Source organism: Flagellimonas marina (assembly GCF_042651185.1).
Lineage (GTDB): Bacteria > Bacteroidota > Bacteroidia > Flavobacteriales > Flavobacteriaceae > Flagellimonas > Flagellimonas marina.
Window position 1 is genome coordinate 79,802 of the sequence record NZ_JBHSCL010000010.1, and the last position, 24,972, is coordinate 104,773.

Annotated in this window: 41 protein-coding genes; 3 read left to right on the forward strand and 38 right to left on the reverse strand. The window is 44.6% G+C overall.

The window, feature by feature from the left end; translation table 11 throughout:
- Window positions 1–18: 18 nt before the first annotated feature.
- The 38 genes from ACFOWS_RS17050 to ACFOWS_RS17235 all read right to left on the reverse strand — a co-directional run bounded on the left by ACFOWS_RS17050 (window position 19) and on the right by ACFOWS_RS17235 (window position 23,619).
- Window positions 19–615 (reverse strand): hypothetical protein, encoded by a 597-nt coding sequence (locus ACFOWS_RS17050; RefSeq protein WP_379767245.1) that lies wholly within the window; start codon window positions 613–615, stop codon window positions 19–21.
- A complete protein-coding gene (locus ACFOWS_RS17055; RefSeq protein WP_016053818.1) occupies window positions 602–901 on the reverse strand; it encodes a hypothetical protein in 300 nt (99 codons plus the stop codon). Before ACFOWS_RS17055 ends, ACFOWS_RS17050 begins: the two co-directional genes overlap by 14 nt.
- Window positions 898–1,488 (reverse strand): hypothetical protein, encoded by a 591-nt coding sequence (locus ACFOWS_RS17060; protein WP_016053819.1) that lies wholly within the window; start codon window positions 1,486–1,488, stop codon window positions 898–900. The genes ACFOWS_RS17055 and ACFOWS_RS17060 overlap by 4 nt, the downstream gene beginning before the upstream one ends.
- Before the next feature lie 32 nt (window positions 1,489–1,520).
- A complete protein-coding gene (locus ACFOWS_RS17065; protein ID WP_016053820.1) occupies window positions 1,521–1,853 on the reverse strand; it encodes a DUF7717 family protein in 333 nt (110 codons plus the stop codon).
- An 85-nt stretch (window positions 1,854–1,938) separates the two neighbouring features.
- The gene (locus tag ACFOWS_RS17070; protein WP_016053821.1) at window positions 1,939–2,142 is read right to left on the reverse strand and encodes a hypothetical protein; all 204 of its coding nucleotides are present in this window, start codon (window positions 2,140–2,142) and stop codon (window positions 1,939–1,941) included.
- A complete protein-coding gene (locus ACFOWS_RS17075; protein WP_379767249.1) occupies window positions 2,130–2,291 on the reverse strand; it encodes a hypothetical protein in 162 nt (53 codons plus the stop codon). The genes ACFOWS_RS17070 and ACFOWS_RS17075 overlap by 13 nt, the downstream gene beginning before the upstream one ends.
- A gap of 74 nt (window positions 2,292–2,365) precedes the next feature.
- Window positions 2,366–2,851: a pyrimidine dimer DNA glycosylase/endonuclease V gene (locus tag ACFOWS_RS17080; RefSeq protein ID WP_379767252.1), complete on the reverse strand. Its 486-nt coding sequence runs from the start codon at window positions 2,849–2,851 to the stop codon at window positions 2,366–2,368.
- 67 nt (window positions 2,852–2,918) lie between these two features.
- Window positions 2,919–3,224: a hypothetical protein gene (locus ACFOWS_RS17085; protein ID WP_379767255.1), complete on the reverse strand. Its 306-nt coding sequence runs from the start codon at window positions 3,222–3,224 to the stop codon at window positions 2,919–2,921.
- 430 nt (window positions 3,225–3,654) lie between these two features.
- Entirely contained in the window at window positions 3,655–3,918 is a 264-nt protein-coding gene (locus tag ACFOWS_RS17090; protein WP_379767258.1) for a LysM peptidoglycan-binding domain-containing protein, read from the reverse strand.
- 14 nt (window positions 3,919–3,932) lie between these two features.
- Window positions 3,933–4,604 (reverse strand): 3'-5' exoribonuclease domain-containing protein, encoded by a 672-nt coding sequence (locus tag ACFOWS_RS17095; RefSeq protein ID WP_349043696.1) that lies wholly within the window; start codon window positions 4,602–4,604, stop codon window positions 3,933–3,935.
- The gene (locus ACFOWS_RS17100; protein WP_379767261.1) at window positions 4,601–4,912 is read right to left on the reverse strand and encodes a hypothetical protein; all 312 of its coding nucleotides are present in this window, start codon (window positions 4,910–4,912) and stop codon (window positions 4,601–4,603) included. Before ACFOWS_RS17100 ends, ACFOWS_RS17095 begins: the two co-directional genes overlap by 4 nt.
- On the reverse strand, window positions 4,894–5,208 hold the full coding sequence (locus ACFOWS_RS17105; RefSeq protein WP_379767264.1) for a hypothetical protein: 315 nt from the start codon (window positions 5,206–5,208) through the stop codon (window positions 4,894–4,896). The genes ACFOWS_RS17100 and ACFOWS_RS17105 overlap by 19 nt, the downstream gene beginning before the upstream one ends.
- A 26-nt stretch (window positions 5,209–5,234) precedes the next feature.
- The gene (locus ACFOWS_RS17110) at window positions 5,235–6,566 is read right to left on the reverse strand and encodes an ATP-dependent DNA helicase (RefSeq protein WP_379767267.1); all 1,332 of its coding nucleotides are present in this window, start codon (window positions 6,564–6,566) and stop codon (window positions 5,235–5,237) included.
- On the reverse strand, window positions 6,563–6,850 hold the full coding sequence (locus ACFOWS_RS17115) for a hypothetical protein (RefSeq protein WP_016053830.1): 288 nt from the start codon (window positions 6,848–6,850) through the stop codon (window positions 6,563–6,565). The genes ACFOWS_RS17110 and ACFOWS_RS17115 overlap by 4 nt, the downstream gene beginning before the upstream one ends.
- Window positions 6,851–7,028: 178 nt before the next feature.
- Complete coding sequence (locus ACFOWS_RS17120; RefSeq protein WP_379767270.1) at window positions 7,029–7,562, reverse strand: hypothetical protein; 534 nt, start codon at window positions 7,560–7,562, stop codon at window positions 7,029–7,031.
- Window positions 7,563–7,569: 7 nt separating this feature from the next.
- Window positions 7,570–8,562, reverse strand: a complete 993-nt coding sequence (locus ACFOWS_RS17125) for a hypothetical protein (RefSeq protein WP_379767273.1) — start codon at window positions 8,560–8,562, stop codon at window positions 7,570–7,572.
- A gap of 41 nt (window positions 8,563–8,603) precedes the next feature.
- Window positions 8,604–8,807 (reverse strand): hypothetical protein, encoded by a 204-nt coding sequence (locus ACFOWS_RS17130; RefSeq protein ID WP_379767276.1) that lies wholly within the window; start codon window positions 8,805–8,807, stop codon window positions 8,604–8,606.
- Window positions 8,808–8,821: 14 nt separating this feature from the next.
- Complete coding sequence (locus tag ACFOWS_RS17135; protein ID WP_379767279.1) at window positions 8,822–9,313, reverse strand: hypothetical protein; 492 nt, start codon at window positions 9,311–9,313, stop codon at window positions 8,822–8,824.
- Window positions 9,314–9,318: 5 nt separating this feature from the next.
- Entirely contained in the window at window positions 9,319–10,104 is a 786-nt protein-coding gene (locus ACFOWS_RS17140; RefSeq protein ID WP_379767282.1) for a hypothetical protein, read from the reverse strand.
- Window positions 10,040–10,432 carry a hypothetical protein gene (locus ACFOWS_RS17145; protein WP_379767285.1) on the reverse strand — a complete coding sequence of 131 codons (393 nt, stop codon included), beginning with the start codon at window positions 10,430–10,432 and terminating at the stop codon, window positions 10,040–10,042. Before ACFOWS_RS17145 ends, ACFOWS_RS17140 begins: the two co-directional genes overlap by 65 nt.
- Window positions 10,429–10,659 (reverse strand): hypothetical protein, encoded by a 231-nt coding sequence (locus ACFOWS_RS17150; RefSeq protein ID WP_016028021.1) that lies wholly within the window; start codon window positions 10,657–10,659, stop codon window positions 10,429–10,431. The genes ACFOWS_RS17145 and ACFOWS_RS17150 overlap by 4 nt, the downstream gene beginning before the upstream one ends.
- 95 nt (window positions 10,660–10,754) lie before the next feature.
- On the reverse strand, window positions 10,755–11,009 hold the full coding sequence (locus ACFOWS_RS17155; protein ID WP_379767288.1) for a hypothetical protein: 255 nt from the start codon (window positions 11,007–11,009) through the stop codon (window positions 10,755–10,757).
- Window positions 11,010–11,088: 79 nt separating this feature from the next.
- Window positions 11,089–11,298 carry a hypothetical protein gene (locus ACFOWS_RS17160; RefSeq protein ID WP_188669538.1) on the reverse strand — a complete coding sequence of 70 codons (210 nt, stop codon included), beginning with the start codon at window positions 11,296–11,298 and terminating at the stop codon, window positions 11,089–11,091.
- Window positions 11,299–11,331: 33 nt separating this feature from the next.
- Window positions 11,332–12,771, reverse strand: a complete 1,440-nt coding sequence (locus tag ACFOWS_RS17165; RefSeq protein ID WP_379767292.1) for a DnaB-like helicase C-terminal domain-containing protein — start codon at window positions 12,769–12,771, stop codon at window positions 11,332–11,334.
- Window positions 12,772–12,780: 9 nt separating this feature from the next.
- Window positions 12,781–13,086, reverse strand: coding sequence for a hypothetical protein (locus ACFOWS_RS17170; RefSeq protein ID WP_349043851.1), 306 nt, complete (start codon window positions 13,084–13,086; stop codon window positions 12,781–12,783).
- Window positions 13,087–13,126: 40 nt separating this feature from the next.
- Window positions 13,127–14,275, reverse strand: coding sequence for a hypothetical protein (locus tag ACFOWS_RS17175; RefSeq protein WP_379767295.1), 1,149 nt, complete (start codon window positions 14,273–14,275; stop codon window positions 13,127–13,129).
- 79 nt (window positions 14,276–14,354) lie between these two features.
- Window positions 14,355–17,030: a DNA polymerase domain-containing protein gene (locus ACFOWS_RS17180; RefSeq protein WP_379767297.1), complete on the reverse strand. Its 2,676-nt coding sequence runs from the start codon at window positions 17,028–17,030 to the stop codon at window positions 14,355–14,357.
- Window positions 17,031–17,052: 22 nt separating this feature from the next.
- Window positions 17,053–17,370 carry a hypothetical protein gene (locus tag ACFOWS_RS17185; RefSeq protein WP_379767301.1) on the reverse strand — a complete coding sequence of 106 codons (318 nt, stop codon included), beginning with the start codon at window positions 17,368–17,370 and terminating at the stop codon, window positions 17,053–17,055.
- A gap of 68 nt (window positions 17,371–17,438) precedes the next feature.
- Window positions 17,439–17,807 (reverse strand): translational repressor RegA, encoded by a 369-nt coding sequence (gene regA / locus ACFOWS_RS17190; RefSeq protein ID WP_349043847.1) that lies wholly within the window; start codon window positions 17,805–17,807, stop codon window positions 17,439–17,441.
- A 3-nt stretch (window positions 17,808–17,810) separates the two neighbouring features.
- Window positions 17,811–18,383: a DNA polymerase clamp loader subunit A gene (locus tag ACFOWS_RS17195; protein WP_349043846.1), complete on the reverse strand. Its 573-nt coding sequence runs from the start codon at window positions 18,381–18,383 to the stop codon at window positions 17,811–17,813.
- Window position 18,384: 1 nt separating this feature from the next.
- Window positions 18,385–19,383 (reverse strand): AAA family ATPase, encoded by a 999-nt coding sequence (locus ACFOWS_RS17200; RefSeq protein WP_349043845.1) that lies wholly within the window; start codon window positions 19,381–19,383, stop codon window positions 18,385–18,387.
- 64 nt (window positions 19,384–19,447) lie between these two features.
- On the reverse strand, window positions 19,448–20,113 hold the full coding sequence (locus ACFOWS_RS17205) for an LCP family protein (protein ID WP_016053850.1): 666 nt from the start codon (window positions 20,111–20,113) through the stop codon (window positions 19,448–19,450).
- 20 nt (window positions 20,114–20,133) lie between these two features.
- Window positions 20,134–20,418 carry an RNA polymerase-binding protein RpbA gene (gene rpbA, locus ACFOWS_RS17210; RefSeq protein ID WP_379767307.1) on the reverse strand — a complete coding sequence of 95 codons (285 nt, stop codon included), beginning with the start codon at window positions 20,416–20,418 and terminating at the stop codon, window positions 20,134–20,136.
- Between the two features lie 45 nt (window positions 20,419–20,463).
- Window positions 20,464–21,447 carry a hypothetical protein gene (locus ACFOWS_RS17215; protein WP_379767310.1) on the reverse strand — a complete coding sequence of 328 codons (984 nt, stop codon included), beginning with the start codon at window positions 21,445–21,447 and terminating at the stop codon, window positions 20,464–20,466.
- Window positions 21,448–21,450: 3 nt separating this feature from the next.
- The gene (locus tag ACFOWS_RS17220; RefSeq protein WP_379767313.1) at window positions 21,451–22,116 is read right to left on the reverse strand and encodes a hypothetical protein; all 666 of its coding nucleotides are present in this window, start codon (window positions 22,114–22,116) and stop codon (window positions 21,451–21,453) included.
- Window positions 22,113–22,364: a late promoter transcription accessory protein gene (locus ACFOWS_RS17225; protein WP_349043842.1), complete on the reverse strand. Its 252-nt coding sequence runs from the start codon at window positions 22,362–22,364 to the stop codon at window positions 22,113–22,115. Before ACFOWS_RS17225 ends, ACFOWS_RS17220 begins: the two co-directional genes overlap by 4 nt.
- A 1-nt stretch (window position 22,365) precedes the next feature.
- On the reverse strand, window positions 22,366–22,629 hold the full coding sequence (locus ACFOWS_RS17230; protein ID WP_016053855.1) for a dsDNA binding protein late transcription: 264 nt from the start codon (window positions 22,627–22,629) through the stop codon (window positions 22,366–22,368).
- Between the two features lie 9 nt (window positions 22,630–22,638).
- Window positions 22,639–23,619 (reverse strand): RnaseH, encoded by a 981-nt coding sequence (locus ACFOWS_RS17235; RefSeq protein WP_379767318.1) that lies wholly within the window; start codon window positions 23,617–23,619, stop codon window positions 22,639–22,641.
- Between the two features lie 278 nt (window positions 23,620–23,897).
- On the opposite strand from ACFOWS_RS17235, the gene ACFOWS_RS17240 reads away from it, so the two are divergent.
- From ACFOWS_RS17240 to ACFOWS_RS17250, 3 genes are read left to right on the forward strand one after another with little or no spacing between them, the layout of a single operon-like run.
- Complete coding sequence (locus tag ACFOWS_RS17240) at window positions 23,898–24,413, forward strand: sigma factor for late transcription (RefSeq protein ID WP_016053857.1); 516 nt, start codon at window positions 23,898–23,900, stop codon at window positions 24,411–24,413.
- Window positions 24,410–24,637 (forward strand): hypothetical protein, encoded by a 228-nt coding sequence (locus ACFOWS_RS17245; RefSeq protein WP_016053858.1) that lies wholly within the window; start codon window positions 24,410–24,412, stop codon window positions 24,635–24,637. The genes ACFOWS_RS17240 and ACFOWS_RS17245 overlap by 4 nt, the downstream gene beginning before the upstream one ends.
- Complete coding sequence (locus ACFOWS_RS17250; RefSeq protein WP_379767321.1) at window positions 24,621–24,965, forward strand: a-gt.4 family protein; 345 nt, start codon at window positions 24,621–24,623, stop codon at window positions 24,963–24,965. Before ACFOWS_RS17245 ends, ACFOWS_RS17250 begins: the two co-directional genes overlap by 17 nt.
- The last annotated feature ends 7 nt before the right edge of the window (window positions 24,966–24,972 follow it).

Sequence of the window (24,972 nt, forward strand, 5' to 3'; positions counted from 1 at the left end):
TCCGATCCTCGTAATTGATTAACTACAAGTAGAGTACCACTTATCTAATTTCTTATCAAGCAGTTTATTGATCACTTGCGCGATTTCTGTCGTCCCGTGGGTTGTACTCAGTTTCAGGTAAATCACATCCAGGGCACACACGATCGCATCAACGCTTTCTTCGACGATATCACCGCCGCGTTGAGGCTGAACGAGACATTCGGAGATCTCCCCAACCTCTGCGGACAGGTGGTGAACCACGTCGCTAACGGTTCGTTTTTTGACGCTATGAGCGGTCTTGAAAAACTTATCCAGAACTACAGCGGAATTTTCGCGCGGTACTTCCTCACCTTTATTGACGTGGTTGATTTCAGTTTCCGGTTCTGGTGCAATCCATACCGGATTGAAAAGCCCTTTCATATCGTTGAACTTGATAGGAACGGGAATACCTTCAAGATAAAGAATCCCTGTTTCTTCATACACCATACTGATCCGGCGTGGTGAATTGAAGTCCATCGGATTCTTACGCAACGCGTCATACATACGACGAATCGGGTCGGCTTCGGATGCCATTTGACACACAGCCATTAACATAGATTTCGGGGCGTACATATCACCAATTTTATACTTGCTCATTTACAATACCTTTATGATAACCAACAATAAAACAGTTCACTTCTGGACGTTCACCAGGGAAATGCACACACTGCATGACGCGTTCAGCCATGAGTTCTTCGCCCAAATAAACAGAGGTGGTTTCTTCGTTGTAGTGACAATCATACGAAGTCTTAACACTCATACCAGGCAATCCGGCGATATGCATAAACTTTGAGTTCGTGCATGGTTTACCCTCAATGTTCTTTCCGTTTACATCAAACGTTGCAAACATTTCGGTTTTGCTGTTCTTTGGGCGTCTGCTCATTTCTTCACAACCTCATTATATGTTGACAGGTTCCATTCATGCACTTCCGGCACTTTGGAGTAATGATCCAGGAATACTAACTGGACTTGCATAACATTAGCACGATCCATATTGAAAAGGAAACGTTGCGGGGAAGTAATACACAGGAAATCTTCGGTACTTCCTCTGCTTGCGCTAAACTCTTTTGTTTCTCCGCCGTCAAATTTAGCATAGACTGGCGTAGAAAAATACGGGGCGAATAGTTCGCGTTTGGAATCGTCCGTAATCGCGCTGAAACACACGTCTACGAGCTTTCCGGTTCCTTCCCGTCTGATGGTGAGCATTGTCCCTTTCGTGCGCCCTAAGACGTTTACAGAGCGCGTGGTGACATCACCAAAAGCGTTTGTGTAACTCACAGTCTCCACAAAGCCCATATCACGACGTTGTTTTAACATTGCTTCGTGTTGCGCTTCTGCATCCTGTTCTACTACTCGTTGTGCGGCTTCATACGCCGCTTTGTTCGGATCTCTTGATTGCCATGCGAAGAATAAAACCCCTGCGGCTATCAGTCCGAAGATTGACCAACTTGCGGTCGCTGATAGTTTCATTTTAATATTCCAAAGGGGCCGAAGCCCCGATTTTAGCGAAGATAGCGAACGTAACCGCTACGGTCGATCGCGTTCTCTGGGTTGTTGAAGATATTACCGCGAATACCCTTAGCAGGTGCTTTCCATCCTGCGGCTTTCAGGATATTGCCGTCATTGTCCAGGAAACCAGCAACTGAACGCTGATCGAACATTTCACCAGTCTGTTTGTTGCGAGTATCCTGCACAATACGATGATACTTACGGCCTTTTTCCAGAACGAAAACAGTTTCAAAGAATTCGTTTTCGAATGCGCCACCGTTACGGGCTTTGAACATCGCATCCAGTAAAGGCTGTGCTGCGGCTTTCAGTTCGTCAAAAGTATACATGGCAATCTCCTAAAGTCTGTTTCGTTTCGATGGGATAACTATATCAAAGCTATCCCGTGAAGTCTTTAGCAAAAAGTGCTATTTGTTAAACCCGTTTCCCTTGATACCATTTCGGGAAAATAACCCGGTCAATAAAAGTTCTCCCCAAGTTGAAACTATCACCGAACAGGAGAACACCAAACAAAGGGTCGTGCTTGATATCGTTTTTCCCGACAGTCTTCATTTTCCCTTCGTGGATCACGGTGTCACCCACCGTGATATCCTTGATGCTTACTTTTACATGATGCATACAATCACCTCTGCGAGTTTAGCAGGTTTTGCTTCTGGTCTAACTTTCAACGCATCATTCAGATTCTTTTCAACCATTGCTACCGCGTCGTTTTCGTTGAAACCGTTCTTAACCAGGACTTTAACTACTTTGGCTTCTAAGTTTTTCATGATGCGTTCCTTTTGTCTGTTTCGTTTCGATGTGTGTAATATACTGCATATCGAAATTTGGGTCAATACCCAAATCAAAGAAAATCGTATTTTTCTTTTAATTTTTCGTAATACGTATCCCATGCCGCTTCGTCGTTGATGATCTCAGTACCGAACCGATAAGCACGTTTGCGCAGTTCGAAACGTTCACGGATACGCTCAACATTGATTTTCACTGATTCCGGCGTTGGTTGCCAGTCCGCGCACAAATGACGATGAAACAGGGAGTTTGACAGCGGACTAAGATCGAAATCTTCGTATGCACCGTCCATGTATTCTTTACCGTTACGCGTGAGGTATTCAGCACGTAATGCAACATGACGATCGCGAAGGTATCCCAGCTTATTGTAAAAGAAGGTTACGTGTCCGGTTCCCAGCGTATACACAGCAGGGATTTTTGACAGGTTGATTTTTGCCTTACCGGATAAAACGGCATTGGGGATGCGAGGGAGTTCGCGCAGTTCTGCGATCAGGTGTTCGTTCAGCAGAAGAGAAGGATCGATTGTGTTAATACGTGTCATAGTTGCCTCCTTTTGGTATGTGCGCAATATACAAAAAAGCCTCTTGCAATGCAAGAGGCTATTAAAATTATTTTGCCAGTGGTATAAGCATCTTTCGCATACCGCCGTTTTGTGTCGCATCATACACGCGTTTAGCTTCAATAAGGGAAAGTTCGATATGGTATGATTTCCCTTTCCCGTCAAAATCAAACGTTACTGTGCCGCTTGCTACGCTTACATGAGTAAAGATGAACTCACCAGCGAAATGCTTTCGAAACGCTTTGTCATGATCTAGGAACCATTCAAACGCTTCTCCGTGCTGGTACAGTCTGACGATAATCATTGAAACTATGACGAAAATCAGAACTGCTGCGACGATCGTAAGTTCTTTCATCACTTACCCCTGTTTACAGATTGACGGTGCAGCACACGGTTAACGCGTGGCGCTTGATACGGTTTCATTTTGTACGGTGTTGGATCAGAGTATTCGATCCGGTTCGGCATTGCGTACAGTTCAACGCGTGGTTGAATCCAGCGGATTGAGTCGATTAACCCTTGAGTTAACGCACGACCGAAACCTACACCAACTAAACATAAACGCATAATATCCCCTTACTGTGCCAGAATGTGAAGCCATTCACCTAACCACACGATCGCCTGATAAGACAACCACACCGCACCGGATACACACGCAATCACACCAATGATCGCAAATCCGATTAAAATGTTCAAACCTTCTTTCAAATCACCAAACATGTTTCATCCTCTTTTGTTTCAGTCCCTACAAAATAACAAAGCCCCTGCACGAATGCAAGGGCTTTTTATCATAATTCGACTAACTGAGGCAATTTCAGAACCATCCCCGGAAGGATATAGCTTGCATTACTAACGGTTTTACGGTTCAACTTAGCGATAGACTGCCAGCGCTCACCACAACCGTATAATTTTTCAGCGATTGAATACATGCTATCGCCAGGCTGAACAACATATTCATCGTATTCGACTTTAACGAACGCGGGGTTCATGAGAATGTCAAACATCTGCGCTTTTGCTTCGTTCAGTGTTTTTGCATGTACAGTTTTACCCACAAATGATAATTTAATCATCTTTTCCTCGGCAGACTCAATGGATCGGTTTCTTCTTCACTTGGGGGTTCTTCCAGCCCCAGCGCATATCTCAATGAATAGACTATCATCAAAACATCTTTCGCGCAATCGTGAATTGAATTATGCATCACAAAACCATCAAGCAACCCTTTCCGAAGAGGACAGGTCGAAGCATCACGCGTTAACAGGCGGTTTTCGATACATGTACGCACATCGCGACTATTCCAGAACACGGTCGGCATATCTTCGAAGATGTCGATCTTACCAACCATCTTACGCACGATATCAACCAGAATACCGCGATCGAATTCAGGGCCACGAACATAATCGAGTGATTGCCAACGGCTCACACCATCCGCTTTCAGGTCTTCAAAGAATTGTCTGTGTCCTGCATAGAGTTCCAGATCTTCCGGCGACGGTTTCAGGATTTGACGGGCTTCTTCGCTTTGTTGTTTCCACCAGGCGATTGTTCCCTGATCAGCAATACGATCAGGCTGATTGCGTAAATCAAATTTGTACTTGCGCCCCCGTGCAACCAGTTCCGCGAACGTTGGCGGGTTATGTGGATCATCAACAAATGGAACGTATGAGAGTTCAATCACCTTCCCGTTCGGGGAAGGGCCAACCGTTTCATAATCCCATACGTAATCTACAGGTAAATGACTCATGAAGTTCTCCGCTTATACTCTTCCATGAAGTACGCCAGCGTAAGCGCAACTTCTGGGTTGATATCAAAAGTTTCAAACTCTTTGCTTTGCAAAGTCATCATACCGAACTGACGCAGACCGGAATGATAAATTGCCTTTTCCAGACGGTTCGCGTTTTCAACAGCTTCTGTGAATTCGTCCAACACATCACGATCGATGAAATGCGGAAGTTCTTGAACAGGAGTTTTGAAAATTAGATCTGCAATTGCTTCCGCGTGGAGGCGTGGGATCTGGATAGATACATCTTTTTTCATGATATTAGTGTCCATATGTCTTTATTTTCACGAATGTTTCGTGCCATTCGAAGAATCAACACGATAACGCCATATTCATCATAAGTCAATTCGACTTCTTTTGCAATAGGACTCCATGAATAACTTGGCCCGTTCGGAGAATACAGAACATCGTTAGATTTTTCAATGAAGCGCAAACGGTGAATAACTTCTTGCGGATCTGCTGCGCTATACATCCCGAACACATTGACCGCATGTGGATCTTTTTCTCGAATTTTATCGAGTGCTTCCAGAATTCGGGGAATGTCTTTTACAAGGATAGTCAATTTCATAATAACCTCAAAAGGGGCAAAGCCCCTTATACATAATCAACGGTGTAACGTGCGCGGGTTACGCCCACATAGATTAACTGCTTACACAGATCGTAATCTGCGAACGCATACGCATCGCGCGTGTACATATACGCATGGTCATACGTGCTCCCCTGTGATTTGTGATACGTGCAAACCGGAAGAGGCTTAACATCCTGGAACTTGTTTTTAATCGCCCAGAACGAATGCCACGGGGCTTTATAACCTGTTTGTTGCTTGATGCGCTTATAAGTGCTCGCAACATAGGCCAGATAGTTACCCAGGCGTTCTTTCATCACCGGATCAACAACAACCTGAATCTGTGCTTCGGTTTCCTCTTCGAGTGATGCCGTTTTCAGAAGATAGAATTCAAGTTCGATCTTCTCGTCGCACTTCTCCGCCTTGATAACTTCCCGACGCGGGATGATTTCTAAGACTCGGATTTTTTCGTTGTTGTTATAAACAATCTCGGTGAAGATTTGCCCGTTCAACCGCATTTCCTGAACTAACGGTTCCTGCATCACGATCACTTCATCGAGAATGAAAGGTTCTGTTGTTTTGTACAGGTGTTTACGGATCGTTGCGTTCAGCTTGTCCACGTTGTCGTTAGTGTAAGCGAACATGCGGTTCTCGATCAAGTCATCCGGCGTTTTGACACGGCGGAAATACTGACGGAGGAAGTCAACAGCGTTAGCATGTTGGAACACACCCAGATCACCGACAGACATCGGTTTCAGCATCTTACCATCACGTACAGCCCGTGAAACCTGAATAATCGGGTTCCCTTCTGCCTGACGCATGATTTTATCCATACGGATAACATCAAAGATTTCTTCATCAAAGAACGGGGAGAGTTCAACACGTCCATCGGCGTTTACCGGACGGATCTGATCTTTATCACCCAGTCCCAGAATAACAGCGTTGCTTGGAATACTGCGCCGGATGATTCGGAACAGATCCATATCAACCATCGAGACTTCTTCAACAACGAACACGCGACAGGTAGACAGATCAGGCGCTTTCTTGCCTTTCTGCTGTTCGAACACACGCAGTTCTTCGTTAGTCACAGGGCTAATCTTCAATGCAGAATGAATCGTTGTTGCGTCCATTCCCGTAGCCGCTGCTAACACGTTTTTAGCCTGGTGTGTTGGGGCAGTTAACCAAATACCGCTAATCCCCAACCCTTTCAGAGTGTTAAAGACAAACTTAACCAGTGTTGTTTTACCAACACCAGGGCCACCCGTAATAGTTGTATGAATGGCGTTCTGGATGTTGTGGATCACGCGATCATGCGCGGACTTCTGATCGTCACTCAGATCATCAAATGTTAACTCGCTCATAATTTGAGTAATACCCCTTGAATTTTCGAATTCTCAATAAACCAACGCATCTCTTTTTTCTGTTCTTCGGTTGCTGGTAGTTGCTCGGTTTTGCGGAAGAAACTGAAACGCGGTTCGTCCGGCGTGTAGTTCAGTTTGGTTTCGTAGCACTTGCGGATAAAATCTAATTTATCTTTTGCAAGTTGTGGTGATGCAAACAGTTCCGGCGTTTTCCCGTTTTCAACGTATGGAATAGTAAAGCCGTCTTTGTCTTTCGTAACAATGATATAGTATTTGTCAATCATTTTCGCCCCTCATAGATGACGTAGAAAAAACCTATAACCCATAGCAATGATAATACTATCAAAGCGGCTTTTCTGTCAACACCGTTAACGTGGAAAACGCACCATCCGAAGAGATACGTTATCACCGCGCAAACGATATAAGACAAAGCAAATACGGCATGTAGCGCGGTGAGTTCCATTAGTAGTTGTTAGCCCAACGACGCAGGTTTTCCGCCTGTTTCAGAGCATACAGCTTGTAGATGGTTTCCGCATCAAGTCCCAGCGCGAGGAACTTACACATGAAGAAGTGCCACTGGTCAATCAGTTCAAACAGGATTTCCAGTTTGTCTTCTTCTTTCATTTCTGCGAATACCTGGCTACGCAGTTCCTGGTGATTTGCTTTCCACGGTTTCCAGACACCGGAAGCCGCTTTTGCACCGCGTGACATACCGCCCAGAGCGGTGTAAAGTTCGCGGGTTTCGTCTGCGATTGCATCATCTTGCAGTTTCAGCCAGTCCAGGATCTCACCGCACGTTTTCAGTTCGTTCGGACGTGGAACCCAATTCAGGGTATCAGACAGGCTTTGTTGTGCATGGTTTTGCAAGTCCAGCATCTTTTGCAGCGGGTCAATTCCGTTCTGCAATGCATTGCGGTAGAAACCTTCTACCATTTCCAGATCATCGGCTTTAACCAGGTGCGCACAGCTATTAAACACAGGAGCTTTATCAGTCATATCAATCTCATTTTTTCGGTGATTTGTTCCACGACTTAAACCGAAGTTTCGCCGTGAGTCCAGAAACAGTATTATCTTTCAAATACTGCATGATTTCAAGTTTAGTTGCGCCGTCCGTTTTTATCATTTCGTTGATATCTTTTGACGGCCACGGGCATTTGTCCCACAACACAACCTTTTCGCCAGCCTCAATTAATTTTAAAAGGCGGTGAGTAGTATCAGGGTGTCTCGCTTCATTGTCAAGAACCCAGACACGCATATTTTTATACGGAACGTCAGACAGCGCCATTTGTCCGCCCGTAATCGCACCAGCATTATCTACAAACAGGCTATCCAGCGGCCCTTCAAGCAGGTAGACAGGTTTCAACGGATCGATGGTATCTTGACCATAAACTTTCGTTGAGTGTTCACACGCTTTGATTGTCATGTATTTTGCGTTGGCATTGTCACGTAAGGCACGTCCCTGGAATGACTCGATTTTACCCTTTTCATCAAAGATAGGGATCACCAAACGCGGTTCATCCTTCGGTAAAGGGTATGCGTCCGCATTCACAGAGTTAACCAGGTGTTGCCATTGACGCGTAAACCAGAGGCGATCATATTTGTCTTTAGGTATGTGACGACCTGCAACATACTTAACGATAGGGTGATTTTCTGGCAACGTGTCCAGACGTTCGCAGAACTGCAATTCAGGAATATATTTCTTTTCTTCCTTCGGCGGTTCTTCGTGCGTCTGTTTTAAATCTTTACGATCCTTGAAAGATTCCATCAAATACGCGGTATAATCATCCGGGTAATAGTCTTTCAGAAACACAGAAAACGGCTTGCTGTAGTTGCAGTTAAAACAACCACACATCATGTGTGTGCCTCGTTTTGACGGGAATATCCAGAAACGTTTTTTGTGCTTATCCTTCATGGAGTCGCCACAAATCGGACAACGGGAATGGATACTGAATTCTCCACCCCGTCGAACGATTTCGCTTTGTGGTAATGATCCCATGATACGAGTTGCGAACTCTATATCAAGATACATGTTTACCTCTATCGGCTAACTTCTTTCTCTGTGCCGTCTAAAGTGATTTTCCATTCATAGAATATCTTATAAAACGGATAAGGTCTAGGAATATCAACACCCGATGATGTTTTTCTTTCGTTCGTGTACACGATCGCTGTGTCGCTCATGTACTTGATACGGATAGGAAACCAGGTGTAATTGTTCGCAGTAACCCAGATCCGATAATTCAATGGCGGTAATGGTTTCATTCTTCACTCTTCATGATTTTACGTTTGCGTTTATGCGGACGTGTAGAACCCAGAACCTTCGGCCCTTTGTTCGTGATCGCGCCTGTAGTCACACCCGAAGCAATATTATCCACACTTCCGCCTGAATCACCTGCAACCATTTCTTCGTTGAGTCTTTCGCGAAGTTCTGGGAGGTTCATCATGATTTCTTCGTGATCTTGCTCGGTCAGGTTCCAGCGGCTCCGTAACGAGTCATAAGCACTTGTAAGGTTCATGAACCCAGACATATAAGGAACCGCGTTTAAACGGCGCTTGATGTGTCTCACAGAGCGATGGAATGGGGAATATGCTTCCAGTTCTTCCTTCGTTTTCGGGTTTTTCAATACTTCCCCTTGACCGTCGATGATACCCAGCTTGTAAGCCGTCCATTCAGTCCAGGGCTTTTTCAGTAGGCGAATCATTCGCACACTGTAGGTTAAATCCATGTTTTTGATTAATTGATCGCTCATAGTCTTTACTCTATTGTGAAAGTGAAAAGGTTTTGCGCGGGTTCTGGCTCCGGTTCGGGGAATTCCATACAGACAACTTCACACATCGGTTTCACGCCTTTCCATTCTTCCAGATAATATCCGGTATCAATGCCGTAACCTGGTTGCATTTCAAGGCCAGTTTCATCAAGAAACTTTTTGCATTTCGATGTTGTCGTTGATTCGTCCTGTTGGAAATAACGCCGTCCAGAGTAACGAAAATTCGCGGACATCTGCGGGAGAATGAACGTACCCGCACGGGCAATCTGTGAAGCACGTTCAATCACTTTATATTCAAATTCCGCGCCCGTATACTTACCCTTAAAATTGGATGTCTTTATCTTGCCGAAAGGAGGATTGCTGATCGCCATATCAAACAGAGTATCAAACTCCGTCGTTAACGCGTCTGCGTTAATCCAGGTCGCTTCCGGTACGATACGCTTACCCAACTTATAGTATGTATGGTTTAACTCCACACAGACGATTTCACGCGGTTTGGCGTACATCATCATATGAAGCATCGCGAAGGATAGCCCACCGATACCCGCGCACAGGTCAACAACGCTTCCACTGGTACAAGCATCAATGGTGAAATCGCGAGCAAGTCCGATCGGGGTAAAGAATGCACCCAGTTCAGAGTTATTCGTAAATGCACCTTCATGGAAGTTTTCGATAATGAATAATTTTTCGTCGTAGGTTAGCGCCTTGTCAGACTCCACCAGATCCATTATCTTGTTGTGTTGCTTCGTTTCCGCTTTCGTTAACTTTGCCATTGTCCCAGCTATACAGTAATGTTGATTCATTAGGGTAGAATTCCCACCCGTCCACGTATCCGGTTTCCCAGTCAGTAGTTTGTTCAAAACCACAGATCCATTCGTACACACCTGGCGGCAGTTCTACGGAATCAGGAAGCCCGATATCTTCCGCACTGCGTCCACACTCAAAAAATGCATCGTGAATGAACGGACGAGATAATACCGTAACATAACCTTCATCGTCAACAGCTACGATCCAGCGCGAACTGTGAGGACTATCGAACTTCGGTTCTTCTTCGTCTGCATCAGCTTTTATTTCAGCCTTACAAAAATCTAAATTCATCATTTCACTAAACCTTCTTTAACGCCCTCTTTCATGGCTTTCAGAACACCGATAAAAGCGTCTTTGCCACCGATAGCGCCGATGATAAGCATCAGGACACCAACACAACCCGCCAAACCGATTCTGAACAGGTTCCATGCAAACGGGATAGCCAGAAGCACCAACCACGGGAACGGAAATCCCATAAGTGCGTTTAGAACCAGTAAGATAAAAGCGATTGCAAGTTTCATGATGTCCTCCTTTGTTTGTTTAGAATAAGGTATCACCTTTCGTGAAGGATTGCAATACCTATAGATACAAAAAAGCCCCTTTCGGGGCTTAATTTTTATGCTTTGTTGATAAGATACCGAAGAACGTTTTTGGCCTGAACTTCGTTACAGCAGAGTTTGAATTCTGGGTCGATTGGGAGGAAGCCCCAGAGGAAGTCAACGCTACCTTCAACATCTGCTTTCCCACTTTTCAGCATTTCAACCAGCAAACCTCTGTTTACTACGCTGTTAACTACTGCATCGAAATAACCCGCGCTGAAATCCAGTTCTGGGTTCATCACTTCGTCGTATGGGTTGTTCAGTAAGTTCATTTGGTATCTCCTAATCCGTTTCGTTGTCTACGGGAGTCATATTATCACAATCATAACTCCCGTCAACCCCTAATCAGGATTATTTTACGTTTTTTGCAATCCAGAGAGTCAGTTTAGGGAATACATTTGCCATTGCCAACACAAACAGCACCCAGAAAGCCAGCTTAATCACACCGATCACGATCAGAGGTGCAAACACAAGCCACCATGAAGCATTTGCCATAACCCCGATTGCTGCCAGTTTCAGAGACAGGAGGATCAGGAACACAATAACGAGAATCTTTTTCATTTCACTATACCTTTGATTGGGGCCGAAGCCCCGTTAAAATTGAATGTCTGTACTATTTGCTACTTCGGCTAACTTACTGCTTCGGTTATTCTCAGCTTGTTTTACCATAGCACCTTGTGCTTCTTCAAGCGTTTTCGGCATCTGACGACCTTTATAATCAGATTGGAACCCGATATCGCTGTTGTCGGTATCCATCCAGCGTTGATTACCCTTACGCACTTCGAGTTTGAAGTGGTTAAAGTGGTTCTTATCGCCGTAACGGGATTTGATCTGCTTGAACAACTGCAATCCCTGATCAGCTAACTCGTCGGTCTCAATCACAGCTAACATAAAGTCAGCGGTAGCCGGAAGACCAGCAGATTCGGCAACGTCGCCCATACTGATATCAGAAGCATCCCACGCGGCGCGGGTAGTCTGCGCACCAGTCCACATTACGGTATTCGTTTCAACAGCCAAACCGCGAAGTTCTTCGGCAATCGCTTTAACCAGGATGTATGTATTTTCCGCCCCGCGTACACGGGTAGAAGCACAGATCCCCAGGTAGTCAACAATAATCACATCAGGTACGAAACCCTTCTTCAATTTAAGCTCTTTAATCAGCGCTTTGAAGTGGTTCGCGTTCGCCCCTGCTGTTGGGTATTGCTTAACGATTAAACGTCCGACCTTCGACTGTTTGAGGCGTTCCATACGGTTCTTATAGTCCGCATAGGTGATGTTCCCGTTGTCGATATCGTCCAGTGATACATCCAGCAGGTTAGCGTCAATACGTTTAGAACAAACGTGTTCAGCCATTTCCATACTGATATACAGGACGTTTTTACCCGATTGCAGGTAGTCAGCAGCGAGAGAACAAAGCCCCAGAGATTTACCAACGTTAACACCAGCCATTAAGATGTTCAATGTTCCACGTTCTGCGCCGCCTTTGGTAATGGCGTTCAGGATCGGGATATTGAAAGCAATCTTCATCGCTTTGGACTGGTAAAGCATCCAGCGTTTTTCATAGTCTTCGAAGTAATCATGACCGACCGAACTATCGAAGCTAATCGCTAACGCTTCCGCCATGATGTCAGGGATTGCCCCAACGTCAGGGATTTTGTTGTTGCGTTCGCCAGCAGGTTTTTCAGCATTCGCCTGGATCTCAATTGCACGGGACAGAGCGCGATACATTGCCTTGTCACGACAATAGGTTTCCGTTTCTTTCATCAACCATTCCAGATCTTCCGGCGCATTTTTCATGCTGCGGATCATCTTTTTGGTATCTTCGTAGACTACATCACTCAGGCTCTTTTTGTCCAGAGCTACTTCTAAAGCAGTTTGTGAAGGAATGCTGTTGAATTCCTGTACGTGCTTATCCATCAAATCAAAGAGAATCTGCGCGTTCCCTTCGAAATATTCACGGCGTAAATGGGGCCACGCCTGAACAAAATACGTACCATTAAAAACCAGATTTGAAAATATTGTTTCGACGATCATTATTACCTCTTAAACCAGATTAGCGAACATCTGAAAGAAATTATACAGCTTTACTTTCAACGCCGCCCATAAGGTCTTTTCAGGCTTTGGGAGATTGGGCTTGATCTGCGCGTAGATTGCATCGTGAACCAGCGGAATCAGTTTTTCTTTGTCTTCGTCCGGCGTACTAAATTCGACTTTCAGGCCGTTATCCCAATACACCTTATGGATGTACACTAAGTGTGCAACATCGTTTTCATCGTTGATCAACAGTTCTTGAATAACGTCCTGCATTGCTTCATCAAGAATGTTTTTTGTTTTTTGTTCAATGTCCATGATTCACCTATTAAAAGGGGGCAAAGCCCCCAGTTGTTTATTACTCTTCTGACATATCCACATCATCAGGGATATCGTCATCGAGATCAAATTTATTTGACGGTTCTACTTCATCGTCAGAATAAAGATCTTCGAGTGCTGCCCCGTCAGTGATCTCTTTGTCAGGAATACGGTACTTATCCTGAATAGCATCAAGGAATGGTTGGTGAGTGAACAGAGGTTTCCAGAACTCAATAGAGTTGGTTTCCGATTCACGCCATTTCTTTTCTTCCAGTTCAAGTTCGCCCGTTTCCGTGTTCAGGAACGCACGACCGCGCCAGCCTTTCGTTGGAGTCTGAACGAAGTTCATTTCCATAGCCAGATCCAGAAGACCAGAGAACATACTGATACCGCCCTCATAGGTAACATGAAGCGGGAATTTGGATTTCTCTTTCACGAAACGAGATTTCTCGATGTTCATGATGAAGTCATAACCGACAACTTCCGTACCTTCTTTCACCTGCTGTTTGCCCAGGATGATCGCGGTGTCTGCGGAATACATCAGACCAGTACCACCAGAAATGACTTTCTTGCTGTACATTTCTTGTGTGTCGTATGTGTGACAGATACACACCATTGGAATATCCAGATCCGCCAGGTAAGGCGTAACCATACGGAACATACCTTTAAGTGCTTTAGCGCGGGTCATGTCCTGTTTGTCGTTGTCAGACAGGGCATCAGCCAGTTCTTTTTTACTCGCGGTGTTGCCTACAGAGTCCACGAAAATGATCACTTTGTCGCCACGTTCCAGCGCGTTAAGCTGGCTCACAACGTCATTTCGAAGTTGCTCAACTGTCGTGATACGAGTATACACCACACGATCGGGGTCAACGCCCATTGATTTCAGGTAAGACTTAGTTACGCCTTTCTCTGAATCGTAGAACAGACACACAGCATCCTCATTCGCTTTGAGGTACGCCGCAACCGTCACCAGCCCCAGATTCGATTTAAAGTGTTTTGACGGACCAGCAAACAGAGTTAAGCCGGAAGTCAGACCACCATCGAAAGCGCCGGACAGCGCCAGGTTCAGGATCGGTACACGAGTTCGAGTTTTGGTGATGTTATTGAAAACATCGCTTTCAGACAGAATTGACGCAGATTGACTATTCGAATTTTTGATCAGTTTTTTCAGGAGTGCTTTATTAGACATTTATTTTTCCGGTTTATATACACGCATAATATATTCCTCACAAATTTATATAAATGGGGCATTTCTGCCCCGTCAGGTCTTACCAGTCATCACCGAACAGAGTGTTCAGGGATGCGCGTTTTTCGTAATCAATTTTACATGCTTCCGTGATGTTTTGCAACGGGCTAATCACATGTTTTTCAAATAATCCGTTGTAGTCAACCCAGTTGAGAATATCACTTTCGATCTCAACAGGTAAACGCGTACCGGATTGCCATGCGATGCAATCGGATTGCCACGGGTTTTTATCTCGCAACGGCAGAACCATAACCTTCTCACCTTCCATAATCGGGGTAATTCCTTGAAAACCCTTCGTATATCGGTTAAAGAACAGAACGCCTTTGATGTGGTTTGGTGTCCCTTTGATTGGGTATCCAAAATCATCACGATATTTTGAGATATTGTTAGCAGATGATACACCAGCTATTTCGCGGTAGTCAAGCGCCTTATACTCTTCTTCAAATACTTTGAAGTGTTCGTGTAAGGATTCTTCACCTTCTTGCAGGATGCGACGGATCGCTTCTTTCAAGAACTTTTTAACCGCTGTCGGTGTACTACTTCGCTGGGTTTCCATTCCCATGATCTTTAATTTAGGTTTCTCGTAGCGGGTTCCTTCGGAGTCCCATACGTTAGCCGCATATCGTTTCTTAGCCGTCCAGAAACTACCCAGACCTTTCGATCCCAGAGGTGGACCAGAAATGATTTCGCGATCCATAAACATCAGGTGTTCGACGTTGTTCATGTACTCGCACAGTTCGCGGTAGCCCTTATCAATGATAGGTTCCATGCGTTCTTTACTGAACTTATCCAGGAAGTCAACCCAATGGTTGTTATCCCTGAACTTACTTTCACCGCCGACTTTCGCGATCACGTTGTCCATACAAACATAAATGGAGTCGGTGTCACAGTAACGCACGTATGCGTAATCCGTGGTGTTGCACAGTTCTTTAAGGTATTCGTTAACCTTACGCTCAATCCACTGAATAGCCAACTGCCCGAACATGGTGATCGCGCTGGCGTTTCGAATATCGAAGTAACGGAAATGTTCGTTACCCAACGCACCATAAAGGGAGTTGATACTGATTTTACGGTTAAGCTGTGCGGTGTTCGCCTGTGCGATTTTCTTCTCACACACTTTCTTCACGGCTTTAAGCATTTGCTTAGACAGAGTTTTCAGTACAGCTTTTGATTCATCACCGAAATCTTCATAGAACTCGAAATCAGGGTTGATCATTTGGCTGTGTGCGTCTGTCAGGTGTTCGAGTTCGTGCTTAATCAGTTCGAGATTTCGCTCACCCGCCATCATTCTTTTTTTCCACGCCTTACGCTGATCAAATACTTTCTTGATCTCGACCGGAATCACGCCTTTAACATCGCGTCGGAACATCCACCCGTTAGGAGAGCAGCTAAATTCATCGCTAGGACGCGGCGCAGTCTTATTGATGTATTCATGCATCGGACGCACTGCAAAGCTGTTAGCGATTGTCTCAGGGCTTATATTCACCTGTCGGATGATAGATGGATACAGACTGGTCAAGTCGAACGATACAATGTAACGGTATGGAGCGACAACAGGATCTTTAACGTATGCACCATCATACGGCGTTTTAGTATGGCGTTTGTTTTCTGGGATTACTTTCTTCTCTTCACGCAGAGAGTTGTAAATGATTGCGTCCCACGTTTTAAGCGGTGACATAACCCCAGGGAAATTGATTTTCGCGTAGTATGCTACAGACAGAACCAGTTCGATAAAGTTGCGTTTACCGTCGATATCCAACACGCGGATAACGTCAACGATGTTATACGTGATGTATTTCTGGTGATCCGCTTGACGCAGTTCAGACAGCGAACCTTCGTAATCAACTTTGCTTTTACCTGTTTCGAACTCAGCGATCGCGCCCAGAGCGTAAGTTGGTTGCGGGGTGAAACTGAATTTCTTGTAGAGATCCATTCCATCCATTTGAGCAACGCCGTAAATCTCATAGCCCAGTTGTTCGTTCCCGTAATGGTCGGTTGTTGTCTTCGCAGTCACTTTCCCGAACGGGCTGAAATGACGAACAACGTTTTGCCCGAAGATGTTCAGGTAACGGGTGATGATATACGCGATATCGAACTTGTTTGAGTTCCAGCCCGTAACAATAACAGGCGTCCGCTCTTTCCAGTCTTTGATATAAGCCGACATCAGCGACTTTTCGGTCTGGAATGAACGGTAAACAATTTTCTTCAAATCTTCTTCGCTGATCTCGTTTTCGGTATCAACTTTCGACGCTACCCATTCATCTAAACCACCCTCGACCAGATCGTACACAAAGAATTTATCTTCAACGCTGTCATAGTGGGTGATTGCGTCGATAGCGTATTTTGCTTCGCGTGGATCAGGGAATTCAGGCGCGGTAACTTCGATATCAAGTGAAGCAATGCGGATCTTGTCGCGATCGTATTCGATTTCCTTTCTGTAGGAATCGGAGATATACGCCAGCCTGAAATCATCCATGCCTAGCGCTTCCATGCCTACATCTTTCATTCGCTGCATCCAGTTTTTTGCTTCCTTGATGCTTTCGAAGTTCTTTTTGATGCAGGTCTTGCCGTAAATGTCGCGATATGGCGAGTCTACACCCGCCATAGCGTGTTGAAACATTGTAGGCGCATATTTTGTTTTGCGAACCTGTTCGCGTCCCTCAGAGTCAATGAAGCGCTCGTAGATGTGATCGCCCATTTGCTCAACGGATAGATAAAATTCATTCATTACGGTTTTCTTTCTCCGTGTTTAATCGTGACAGGAATGATACCCCAGCCAGCTTGATCAGATCAAGCGAGCGTTGCGCTAATTTGTGATAGCGTTGGGTGTCAGGCCGATTTAGTTGTTCAACCAGCACGGTATATTCTTCCATGATGCGGGTATAGAACTTAGGGAAGTGATCCCGCGCGTATGCGTAGGTGCGCAGATCAGAGAGATTGCAAGTAAGAGACAGTTTGATGTCTTCGCTATGCAGACGGTTGATCAAGTGATCACCGGATTCAATAGCTTTGATGATTTCTTCAATACGAATTTTCATAATTTAGTCCTCACAAGTGGTGTACAACCAATATAACAAAGCCCCTGCATTTCTGCAAGGGCTTTTGATTAATGTCCGATCCGGTACTTGTATTTCAAAGTCCATTCAGCTTTTTGTGCGTGAGTCAATACGCGGAAGTTGTTCTCTTCGGAGAATTTCAGATCCGGCGTAAGGATGGAAACCATACCCCACTCTTCCAGAAGTCGCGCAATGTTATTGCGGCGCAGTTCGTCATCTTCGGTCATGTCAACCTGGCGACCGTCCAGCTTCAACAGTTCTTTGAAGTGTACGATAAAATAACGCCCTTGTTTCTGTAGGATGTGGCAAGACTGCCACAGCATTTTCTTTTTGTTATTTGCGATCCCGATACGGGTCAGCGTTTCGCGAATTTTCAGGAAACTGTCATCGCTGGACAGTTTAATTTCGAGCATGTTCATACATCACCATTTCTTTATTAGTTGTTCAACCTTTTTCTGGTCGGTTTTATTTTTCACAACATCAGCCAACACAGATAAAGCAACTTTCATATTTTTCCGCTTCCACTCGTCCAGTTTTTCAAGCTGTTTGAGTTCTTCGTAATATTCCATTGCTATACGTGTATTTACACCGTATCGTTTTTGGAGAACATGAAGGATAACTTTCATTTCGTTATCTTCGGTGAGTTTAGCCCACGCCCCGAACCGCTTACCTTTGCGCACCGTATGCAGGTAATAATCAAAGTGCGCCTGGTCTGGTAAACCGGAACCGATCATATTCATCGTGTATGCAGGTATCAGCGTTTCGATATGCTGGCTCATTGCATTGTCGATGAAAAACTTATCGTATGAATCAAGGGCAGAGATCCGTAATGGTGTCTTCCCGTTGTTCAGTTCTTCGAGCACCATAAACAAGGTGTTTTCCTTGTCTTTGGTGTACTCTTTCACAAGTTCTTCGATCTTGTCCCAGTCTTTAGAACGCCAGGCCGCTTCATGTTCGTTCAGTTCTTCTTCATCGAGAAAAGCAGCCAGTGACATTTTAAGCCTCCCACGCGAGGGTAAGCATTAAGCCCATGAACAGGTATTGCAGGTGAATCTCTTTGTTCACTGCCAGCCCGTACTGTGCGTTGTTTTCGCCTACTGCCTGAATGAGTGCAACCTTAGATTCGTTGGTGACGATCGGGTATACCGCATCCAGAAGTTTAGCCAGGAAAGTTTCATACTCAGGCGCGTACTTGATTGCTTCGGCTCGCAGTGCTTTGAAGTTCTTCGCTTTAAGCCCCTCAATCACTGGTGTGATGTCCGAACCAACAATCTCAGACAGAATACCAGCATCAATTTTGCCACGCTTAGAATAGAACCCAAGAGCTTTAACGATGGATCGCGCGTCTGGGTAGTGCTTCTTAACGAATCCGGCGATCACCTGCTGGTCATATTCGATTTTCTCGATTTCGAGGATACCGAAACAACGTTTGATCATTTGCTTCATCAGTTCAACGCGTTCTTCCTTCGACGGGGAACCGAACTTGACTACCGGACAGCGGGAGATCAGCGCAGGGTGAATCCCGTTGATGTTGTTCGCGGTAATGATAACAGTAACGTTCTTGCTGTACGCTTCGATAAAGCTACGCATGTGCTTCTGTGCTTCTGCCATGCCAGGGCGATCGAATTCGTCAATCAGAATGATTTTACCGCCTTTCTTCTGCGTCATAGAGGACGCGTAACGATCCAGTTCGTTACGGATGAAGTTCACACCACAATCGGAACCGTTGACAAACATCACTTCCGCATCAACTTCGTTAGCCAGAACCAGCGCCAGCGTTGTTTTACCCGTACCTGGGGAATCAGAAACCAGAGTCATGTTGTCGATGCGCCCAGACTTGATGAAGCCGCGCATCGTCGCTTTATCAGCAGCAGGGAGAATGCATTCATCGATCGTCGTCGGGCGATAGCGCTGATCCCATGCGAATTCTTCGGGAGACTGGGAGATTTTGCCGTATTTGGTTTCGATTAACTGTACGTTTTCACTAAGTTCCATAATATTACCTTCAATTGATTATCAAAAAGGGGCTTAACGCCCCTTGTGTACTACTTTGTTTATCTTACTTGAACTGGCTGGTTGCTTCAAGTACCACTACATACGCAACGCCGTTTTCGGACGAGAATTTCGCAGCGCCGCGAGAAGAGATTTCAACTTTGTAATCGCTGTTGATGAACTGCATGTTGTCAATCTTCATATCGAAGTTGAACATGTTATCACCTTCGTAATCGCCCACTTCTACAGAGAAGGTTGACTGACTTTCTTTACTTTTCGCGGTGATTACCAGCTTGCCGTTGATTGGCTCAACAGACAGGTCGGTCAGTTTCATCATGCGTGACGCTTTGATCAGTTTTTCGAAATCGTTCGCGCTAATCTGGAAAATCAGATCCGCAACTGGCATTTCCAGACGCTTCTTAGGCTGTACGATTGTGGTTGGATCGCTTGAACGCTCAACGATTTTCATTTTCTCACCACGAATGACGATTTCGCCAGTGGACAGGTCGTGAGTTACTTCGGCATCAGTGCCTACAACGTTCAGCATGTTCAGGAATGAGTTCAGATCGTAGATACCTACATCTTCGTCAATTACGTCAGAAATCGTTGCTTCTGCGTAAACTACGCTGTTGATGGATTTCGTCATAATGAACGAACCCTTTTTCAGCATTACAGACGGGTTGATCTGGGAGAAGTTTTTCAGGATGTCGATCGTTTGTTTAGAGAATTTCATATTCAACCTATAGTTTTCAATTAGGCAAAAGTGCCGTTAATCAGGGATTCTACAACGCGATCCGCCGCATTGTCAAGGAATTCTTTGCTTTTGGACTCGTTGATTTTCGTACCCGCTTCGCGAGCGTCGTGAATCAGTCCGGTATGTACTGCGCTTACTGCTTCGTCGATCCGTTTGTAATGCTCAAAGCGTTCAGCTTGAGGCATCGCACGGAAAATCTCTTTGATGTTTTCCGGCACTTTACCTACCCAGGATTTGCGAACGTTGTTCAGATGCGCTACATATACGTTTTGTTCTAAATTCATATCTACCTCAAACTTTCAAATTGGGGGCTTTCGCCCCCGTAAGCATTACAGATCCAGCAGTTTATCCAGGTCGTCATCACCGGAACCACCTTCCAGGTCAAACGGAGGGGTGTTGTCATCTTCCGGTACGCTTCCGCCTACGTTCAGTTGACTTACGCCACCAGATTCTTTAGCACCTTTGGACTGGTTGCCATTATCGAAGTTTTTCAGTTCGTTGTCAAATGAGTTCAGTTCTGAATCCAGATCCGCACCAGCGCTTGCGCCAGCACCCATTGCAGCACCACCGAATACTTTGGTGAACTTCGCGGTCAGTTCCGCAGTTGGTTTGAACTGGTCTGGAGCAGTGATTGGACGCAGATCGCTCATACCTTCGAAGATTTCTTTCTGACGCGCTTCGTCTTCGATGCCTTTGATTGGGCCAGGAACACCAAATTTGCTGTCGTCGTAGTTAGGCCAGTCGCCTACTTTCTTCGCGGTCAGGGTGAAGTTAGCACCACCAAACGGACAAGTTACAGCGATACCTGGTTCATCCAGATCAGGGTTGCCAGCGATAGCAGCGGTGATCTTATCCATGATTTTCTTGCCGAAACGGAACTTAAACACTTTACCTTCGTTTTCCGGCGCTTTCGGATCTTTAACGACCAGAATGTTAGCCCAGAAGGATTGTTTACGCCCAATCATACCCAGCAGTTTATCAGCTTCGCCGCCTTTATTGGCTTTGGCTTTTTCGAACAGATCGTTGTCAGAGATATACTGACATACAGGACAACCATCATAATCGCCGTGGGTAGACGGACAGTTTTCAATGAACCACTGATTGTTCTTTTTGAACGAGTGATTCACCAGGCGAACAAACGCCAGTTCGTCATCAGAGCGGTTAGGCAGGAAGCGAATAGTCGCAGAACCGTTTTTCTGTGCATCCAGAGTGAGTTTCCACTCTTTTTCATCTTTCTGGAAGCCGGAGGAACCTTTCAGAGCGGCGACTTGTTCTTGCAGTTTGGTTGGATCTTGACGTTTAAAGAATGACATATGTTATTTCTCGTTTAAGTTAATTAAAGTTTGTTTCATTAAGTTTCGGTATTTTACGATTTCTTCGTTACTGATTTCAACTAATTTTCTGTATGCGTTTAGTTTTTTACTAAATTCATTCCAGACGAAATCCGTTGCGATTTCATCGTGTTTATTTATGATGTCTAAAAACGAGTCGAGGATCAAGAATGATTCATAAGAAATCACCCCAGACTGTACGAGTTTGCTGATATACGAGGTTGATGATTTGACGCTATACTGAAACACCTTTGAGAGGGGAATACCTTTCATGCGGGAAAATTCATACAGGTTTTTTACATCGTCCACGAAAATATTATCAATTCGCCTCAACTTGCCTATGTATTGACGATAAAACACGATCGTATCTTCGTCTACATCCCCGACCCAGAAGTCGGGGTTAGCTACCATATTGCAGAGTAGTATAAGATATATTTCTTTGAATGTAAACCTTTCGGCTAACTTTGCGAAAAAATATCTATCCTTTCTCTTTTGGAACGCTTGTTCAGTGATCTTTATTTCCCATTTGTACTTGATCGCGTCATACTTCCCAGCAAAGTGATTTTTCATCACCAGATACAGTTTGTATACCGCGATCGGTTTCAAACGGGAATTAGCGTCTGAACTGTCAAACGGGGTTTTAAATTTCACATGAAATCATCCAGTGTTTGCGTCGTCGCGTGGTCTTTAGCCACAGAAGGACGCAGCAGATTGTTTTTAATGGCTTCGTCGCTAATCTTGTCGATGATCGCTTTCGGTACTGTTTTGGACAGCATAGCATAATCAATGCTGTTTTCGTCCATCCATTGTAACGTAGCTTCCATGTAGGTTGCCCCCTCAGAGGCAACCAGATTTTCGATATACAAGCCGACTTCGGTTTTGTTTCCGATTTCGCTCATATTACGCCTTATCGATCACATCGTACAGTTCGATAAGTTCGTTGTTCTGTTCTTCGAACGCGGTACGTGCCTGTTCGTGATACAGTTTGAACAGCTTGCCGAAGGTTTTACCGTCGATACCATAATCCGTTTTCGCTTTGGATTTGATGTCTTTGAAAGAACCCTGGAAATGTTCGATCTGAGTTTTAACGTTCGACGCTTCTTTGATCAGTTCTTTAACCGCTTTAGCGATGTCTGGGTTTTCTTGCAGTAATTCTACACTCATTTTGTTACCTCAAAAGTCACTTAGTTTTTCATACATACGGGTAAGTTTGCATTCCATGAAGTATTTCTCCATTTTTGCTTTGTTCCCGATTTTTGGAGCATTGTACGCTTCTTCGATTGCCGTTGCAACATCTTTCGGAATAAAATCAAAGTCGCGAAGTTCTTCGTTTTCTCTGTAGCGGATCGCCCACTCTTCTGGCATACCCACAGTCGGATCGTCCGCTTCCAGCCAGGCTTCGAGTTCAGCAGCCCTGATTTGTGGGGCGCGTTCTCCTTCAACCTTCGTAACAATATAGTCATTTCGCATTTTAATGCAAGCGATACTATCTTTTTTATCGCCCTTGATGATCTTCATGCGCAAATCGTTACGAGGTGAACCATATTTCGGTGTAACCCATTTCTTTTGGGTTGGCGACCACTGACGCACACCCTGATATTTTTGAAGGGCTGCAAAGTCACCATCAGCAGAAACGATCAGGACACGTTTACCTTCGGATACCGCTTTACGCGTCACCACACCGATCACGTCATCGGCTTCTGCGAAGTCAACACGGATACCTTTGTACGGTAAATTAGCACGGATTTCATCGTATGTCGGGTGAAGGAAACCATTCAGGCGATCCCAGTCCCAATCCGATGCTTCTTGTTCCATTTTTCGTTTCTTTTTGTAGTACCAGGCTTTACTTCTGCGCCAATACTTGTTATCATCAAAGGCTAGAACAATTTCAGGGTACTCACCTTTGAATTTAACCACATTGTGACGAATGGTGTCAAGCACTATGTGACGAACAATTTGTTGGTTGATGTCATTCTGGTCTTTCGGCTTGAAGTTGTTCATCAACGTTGCTACCGAAAGGTTTGAAATATCTATACACATCACATCAACAGGATCATCGTCATTGCTCATTAAGCTGTTCAGGTTGAACATACTTGCAAATGAAGACATTTCAATACCTCGTTGTTGTTGAATGAAACTGATTATAGTGATCACTTTTTCAAAGTCAATAGATCATTTCAAAAATCTGAGCGAAGCGAAGGACACGAACGTAGTGAGTGTCTATGTACTGAATGTACGTTTTAATATTTTTATATTTTATATATAGAGAAAACAGTACATTTCCGTATACTTTTTAACCAGTTTTAACTATCCGTTTCGCTTCGCTCACGGAAGCGCTTCGCGCTGATTTTATTAAATAATATAGATTGGAAGTAGGTTTGAAACACCTGATTCAATCGGCTATAATGAATGTATTCAATTTGGAGAATATAATGACTACAAAGATTTATGCAGATAATGATAAGCTGTATCCAGTTATGTGTAAGTGGAAACAGCAAATCCGTGAAACTGGTGATCGTAAGATGCCGGATGAACTCGGTATTGCGATTATGAATATTGCTCACGGTTTGGCACGTCGATACAACTTCAACCGTTATTCCGAAGACTGGAAAATGGATATGATCGATGATGGAATTTCAGCAACGATTTCCGGCCTTCATAACTTTGACGAAACCAAATATACAAACGTCTACGGTTACATCAACAAGGCTTGCTGGCAAGCGTTTGTAACTCGTATTCTCTACGAGAAGAAAGAGAACGCGAAGAAATACAAATACTTCCTGGAACATGTCTATGACAGCGATGATACTGATATGACCACGATAGCCGATGAAACTTTCATTCAGGATATCCATGACAAACTTAATCAGTATGAAGAGTCCGCGAAAAAACCAAAAGATAAAATCGAGGTTGTGGACGAATCGCCAACATTGGAAATGTTTCTATGAAAATTAAAATTGACCTGAACAAAATTTTAGCAGATGCTAACGACGAAATTGATCTGCTTCCTTACCTTGTGAAATTAGAGTTGCAGAGCTTAGGGATTCCGATTATCATCGACCCTACAGATGTACGAGATCCAGACTTCCAGATAACAGAAGGTCGTCTGGACTATGTAATAAACGCCGAAACAATGATCATGGAGATCACTTACTATGAACGTGCAGCATGAAGTAATCGACGAAGTACACCAAAAATCAGCGCTGGATCTTCGTGAAGAAGAACTGGAATCCATCAAGGGTACACGCATTGAACAGGAAGCCCTACGCAAAGCGCAAAAGTTCATGCGGAAGAACAAAGCGGAATGGAAGCGACTGCATAAACACGCAGAGAACGCACTCTTCGAAGGTAACAAAGAGCAGTACGTATACGCGATCAAAAAGATGCGTGATATGCTCAAGCAACCATACAACGATGAACTGATTGAAACGATGTGGATCACTTCGAACCAGCAGTTGAAAGACCTGTTCATCATGGCTTCTGAAAAATACGGCAAATAAACCCCTT

Bases quoted from the DNA above. Each gene is read 5' to 3' on its own strand.
- ACFOWS_RS17050 (WP_379767245.1), bottom strand. From the start codon at position 615: ATGAGCAAGTATAAAATTGGTGATATGTACGCCCCGAAATCTATGTTA.
- ACFOWS_RS17055 (WP_016053818.1), bottom strand. From the start codon at position 901: ATGAGCAGACGCCCAAAGAACAGCAAAACCGAAATGTTTGCAACGTTT.
- ACFOWS_RS17060 (WP_016053819.1), bottom strand. From the start codon at position 1,488: ATGAAACTATCAGCGACCGCAAGTTGGTCAATCTTCGGACTGATAGCC.
- ACFOWS_RS17065 (WP_016053820.1), bottom strand. From the start codon at position 1,853: ATGTATACTTTTGACGAACTGAAAGCCGCAGCACAGCCTTTACTGGAT.
- ACFOWS_RS17070 (WP_016053821.1), bottom strand. From the start codon at position 2,142: ATGCATCATGTAAAAGTAAGCATCAAGGATATCACGGTGGGTGACACC.
- ACFOWS_RS17075 (WP_379767249.1), bottom strand. From the start codon at position 2,291: ATGAAAAACTTAGAAGCCAAAGTAGTTAAAGTCCTGGTTAAGAACGGT.
- ACFOWS_RS17080 (WP_379767252.1), bottom strand. From the start codon at position 2,851: ATGACACGTATTAACACAATCGATCCTTCTCTTCTGCTGAACGAACAC.
- ACFOWS_RS17085 (WP_379767255.1), bottom strand. From the start codon at position 3,224: ATGAAAGAACTTACGATCGTCGCAGCAGTTCTGATTTTCGTCATAGTT.
- ACFOWS_RS17095 (WP_349043696.1), bottom strand. From the start codon at position 4,604: ATGAGTCATTTACCTGTAGATTACGTATGGGATTATGAAACGGTTGGC.
- ACFOWS_RS17100 (WP_379767261.1), bottom strand. From the start codon at position 4,912: ATGGACACTAATATCATGAAAAAAGATGTATCTATCCAGATCCCACGC.
- ACFOWS_RS17105 (WP_379767264.1), bottom strand. From the start codon at position 5,208: ATGAAATTGACTATCCTTGTAAAAGACATTCCCCGAATTCTGGAAGCA.
- ACFOWS_RS17110 (WP_379767267.1), bottom strand. From the start codon at position 6,566: ATGAGCGAGTTAACATTTGATGATCTGAGTGACGATCAGAAGTCCGCG.
- ACFOWS_RS17115 (WP_016053830.1), bottom strand. From the start codon at position 6,850: ATGATTGACAAATACTATATCATTGTTACGAAAGACAAAGACGGCTTT.
- ACFOWS_RS17120 (WP_379767270.1), bottom strand. From the start codon at position 7,562: ATGACTGATAAAGCTCCTGTGTTTAATAGCTGTGCGCACCTGGTTAAA.
- ACFOWS_RS17125 (WP_379767273.1), bottom strand. From the start codon at position 8,562: ATGGGATCATTACCACAAAGCGAAATCGTTCGACGGGGTGGAGAATTC.
- ACFOWS_RS17135 (WP_379767279.1), bottom strand. From the start codon at position 9,313: ATGAGCGATCAATTAATCAAAAACATGGATTTAACCTACAGTGTGCGA.
- ACFOWS_RS17140 (WP_379767282.1), bottom strand. From the start codon at position 10,104: ATGGCAAAGTTAACGAAAGCGGAAACGAAGCAACACAACAAGATAATG.
- ACFOWS_RS17145 (WP_379767285.1), bottom strand. From the start codon at position 10,432: ATGATGAATTTAGATTTTTGTAAGGCTGAAATAAAAGCTGATGCAGAC.
- ACFOWS_RS17150 (WP_016028021.1), bottom strand. From the start codon at position 10,659: ATGAAACTTGCAATCGCTTTTATCTTACTGGTTCTAAACGCACTTATG.
- ACFOWS_RS17155 (WP_379767288.1), bottom strand. From the start codon at position 11,009: ATGAACTTACTGAACAACCCATACGACGAAGTGATGAACCCAGAACTG.
- ACFOWS_RS17160 (WP_188669538.1), bottom strand. From the start codon at position 11,298: ATGAAAAAGATTCTCGTTATTGTGTTCCTGATCCTCCTGTCTCTGAAA.
- ACFOWS_RS17165 (WP_379767292.1), bottom strand. From the start codon at position 12,771: ATGATCGTCGAAACAATATTTTCAAATCTGGTTTTTAATGGTACGTAT.
- ACFOWS_RS17170 (WP_349043851.1), bottom strand. From the start codon at position 13,086: ATGGACATTGAACAAAAAACAAAAAACATTCTTGATGAAGCAATGCAG.
- ACFOWS_RS17175 (WP_379767295.1), bottom strand. From the start codon at position 14,275: ATGTCTAATAAAGCACTCCTGAAAAAACTGATCAAAAATTCGAATAGT.
- ACFOWS_RS17180 (WP_379767297.1), bottom strand. From the start codon at position 17,030: ATGGGCGATCACATCTACGAGCGCTTCATTGACTCTGAGGGACGCGAA.
- ACFOWS_RS17185 (WP_379767301.1), bottom strand. From the start codon at position 17,370: ATGAAAATTCGTATTGAAGAAATCATCAAAGCTATTGAATCCGGTGAT.
- regA (WP_349043847.1), bottom strand. From the start codon at position 17,807: ATGAACATGCTCGAAATTAAACTGTCCAGCGATGACAGTTTCCTGAAA.
- ACFOWS_RS17195 (WP_349043846.1), bottom strand. From the start codon at position 18,383: ATGTCACTGGCTGCTTTTCTCGATGAAGAAGAACTGAACGAACATGAA.
- ACFOWS_RS17200 (WP_349043845.1), bottom strand. From the start codon at position 19,383: ATGGAACTTAGTGAAAACGTACAGTTAATCGAAACCAAATACGGCAAA.
- ACFOWS_RS17205 (WP_016053850.1), bottom strand. From the start codon at position 20,113: ATGAAATTCTCTAAACAAACGATCGACATCCTGAAAAACTTCTCCCAG.
- rpbA (WP_379767307.1), bottom strand. From the start codon at position 20,418: ATGAATTTAGAACAAAACGTATATGTAGCGCATCTGAACAACGTTCGC.
- ACFOWS_RS17215 (WP_379767310.1), bottom strand. From the start codon at position 21,447: ATGTCATTCTTTAAACGTCAAGATCCAACCAAACTGCAAGAACAAGTC.
- ACFOWS_RS17225 (WP_349043842.1), bottom strand. From the start codon at position 22,364: ATGAGCGAAATCGGAAACAAAACCGAAGTCGGCTTGTATATCGAAAAT.
- ACFOWS_RS17230 (WP_016053855.1), bottom strand. From the start codon at position 22,629: ATGAGTGTAGAATTACTGCAAGAAAACCCAGACATCGCTAAAGCGGTT.
- ACFOWS_RS17240 (WP_016053857.1), top strand. From the start codon at position 23,898: ATGACTACAAAGATTTATGCAGATAATGATAAGCTGTATCCAGTTATG.
- ACFOWS_RS17245 (WP_016053858.1), top strand. From the start codon at position 24,410: ATGAAAATTAAAATTGACCTGAACAAAATTTTAGCAGATGCTAACGAC.
- ACFOWS_RS17250 (WP_379767321.1), top strand. From the start codon at position 24,621: ATGAACGTGCAGCATGAAGTAATCGACGAAGTACACCAAAAATCAGCG.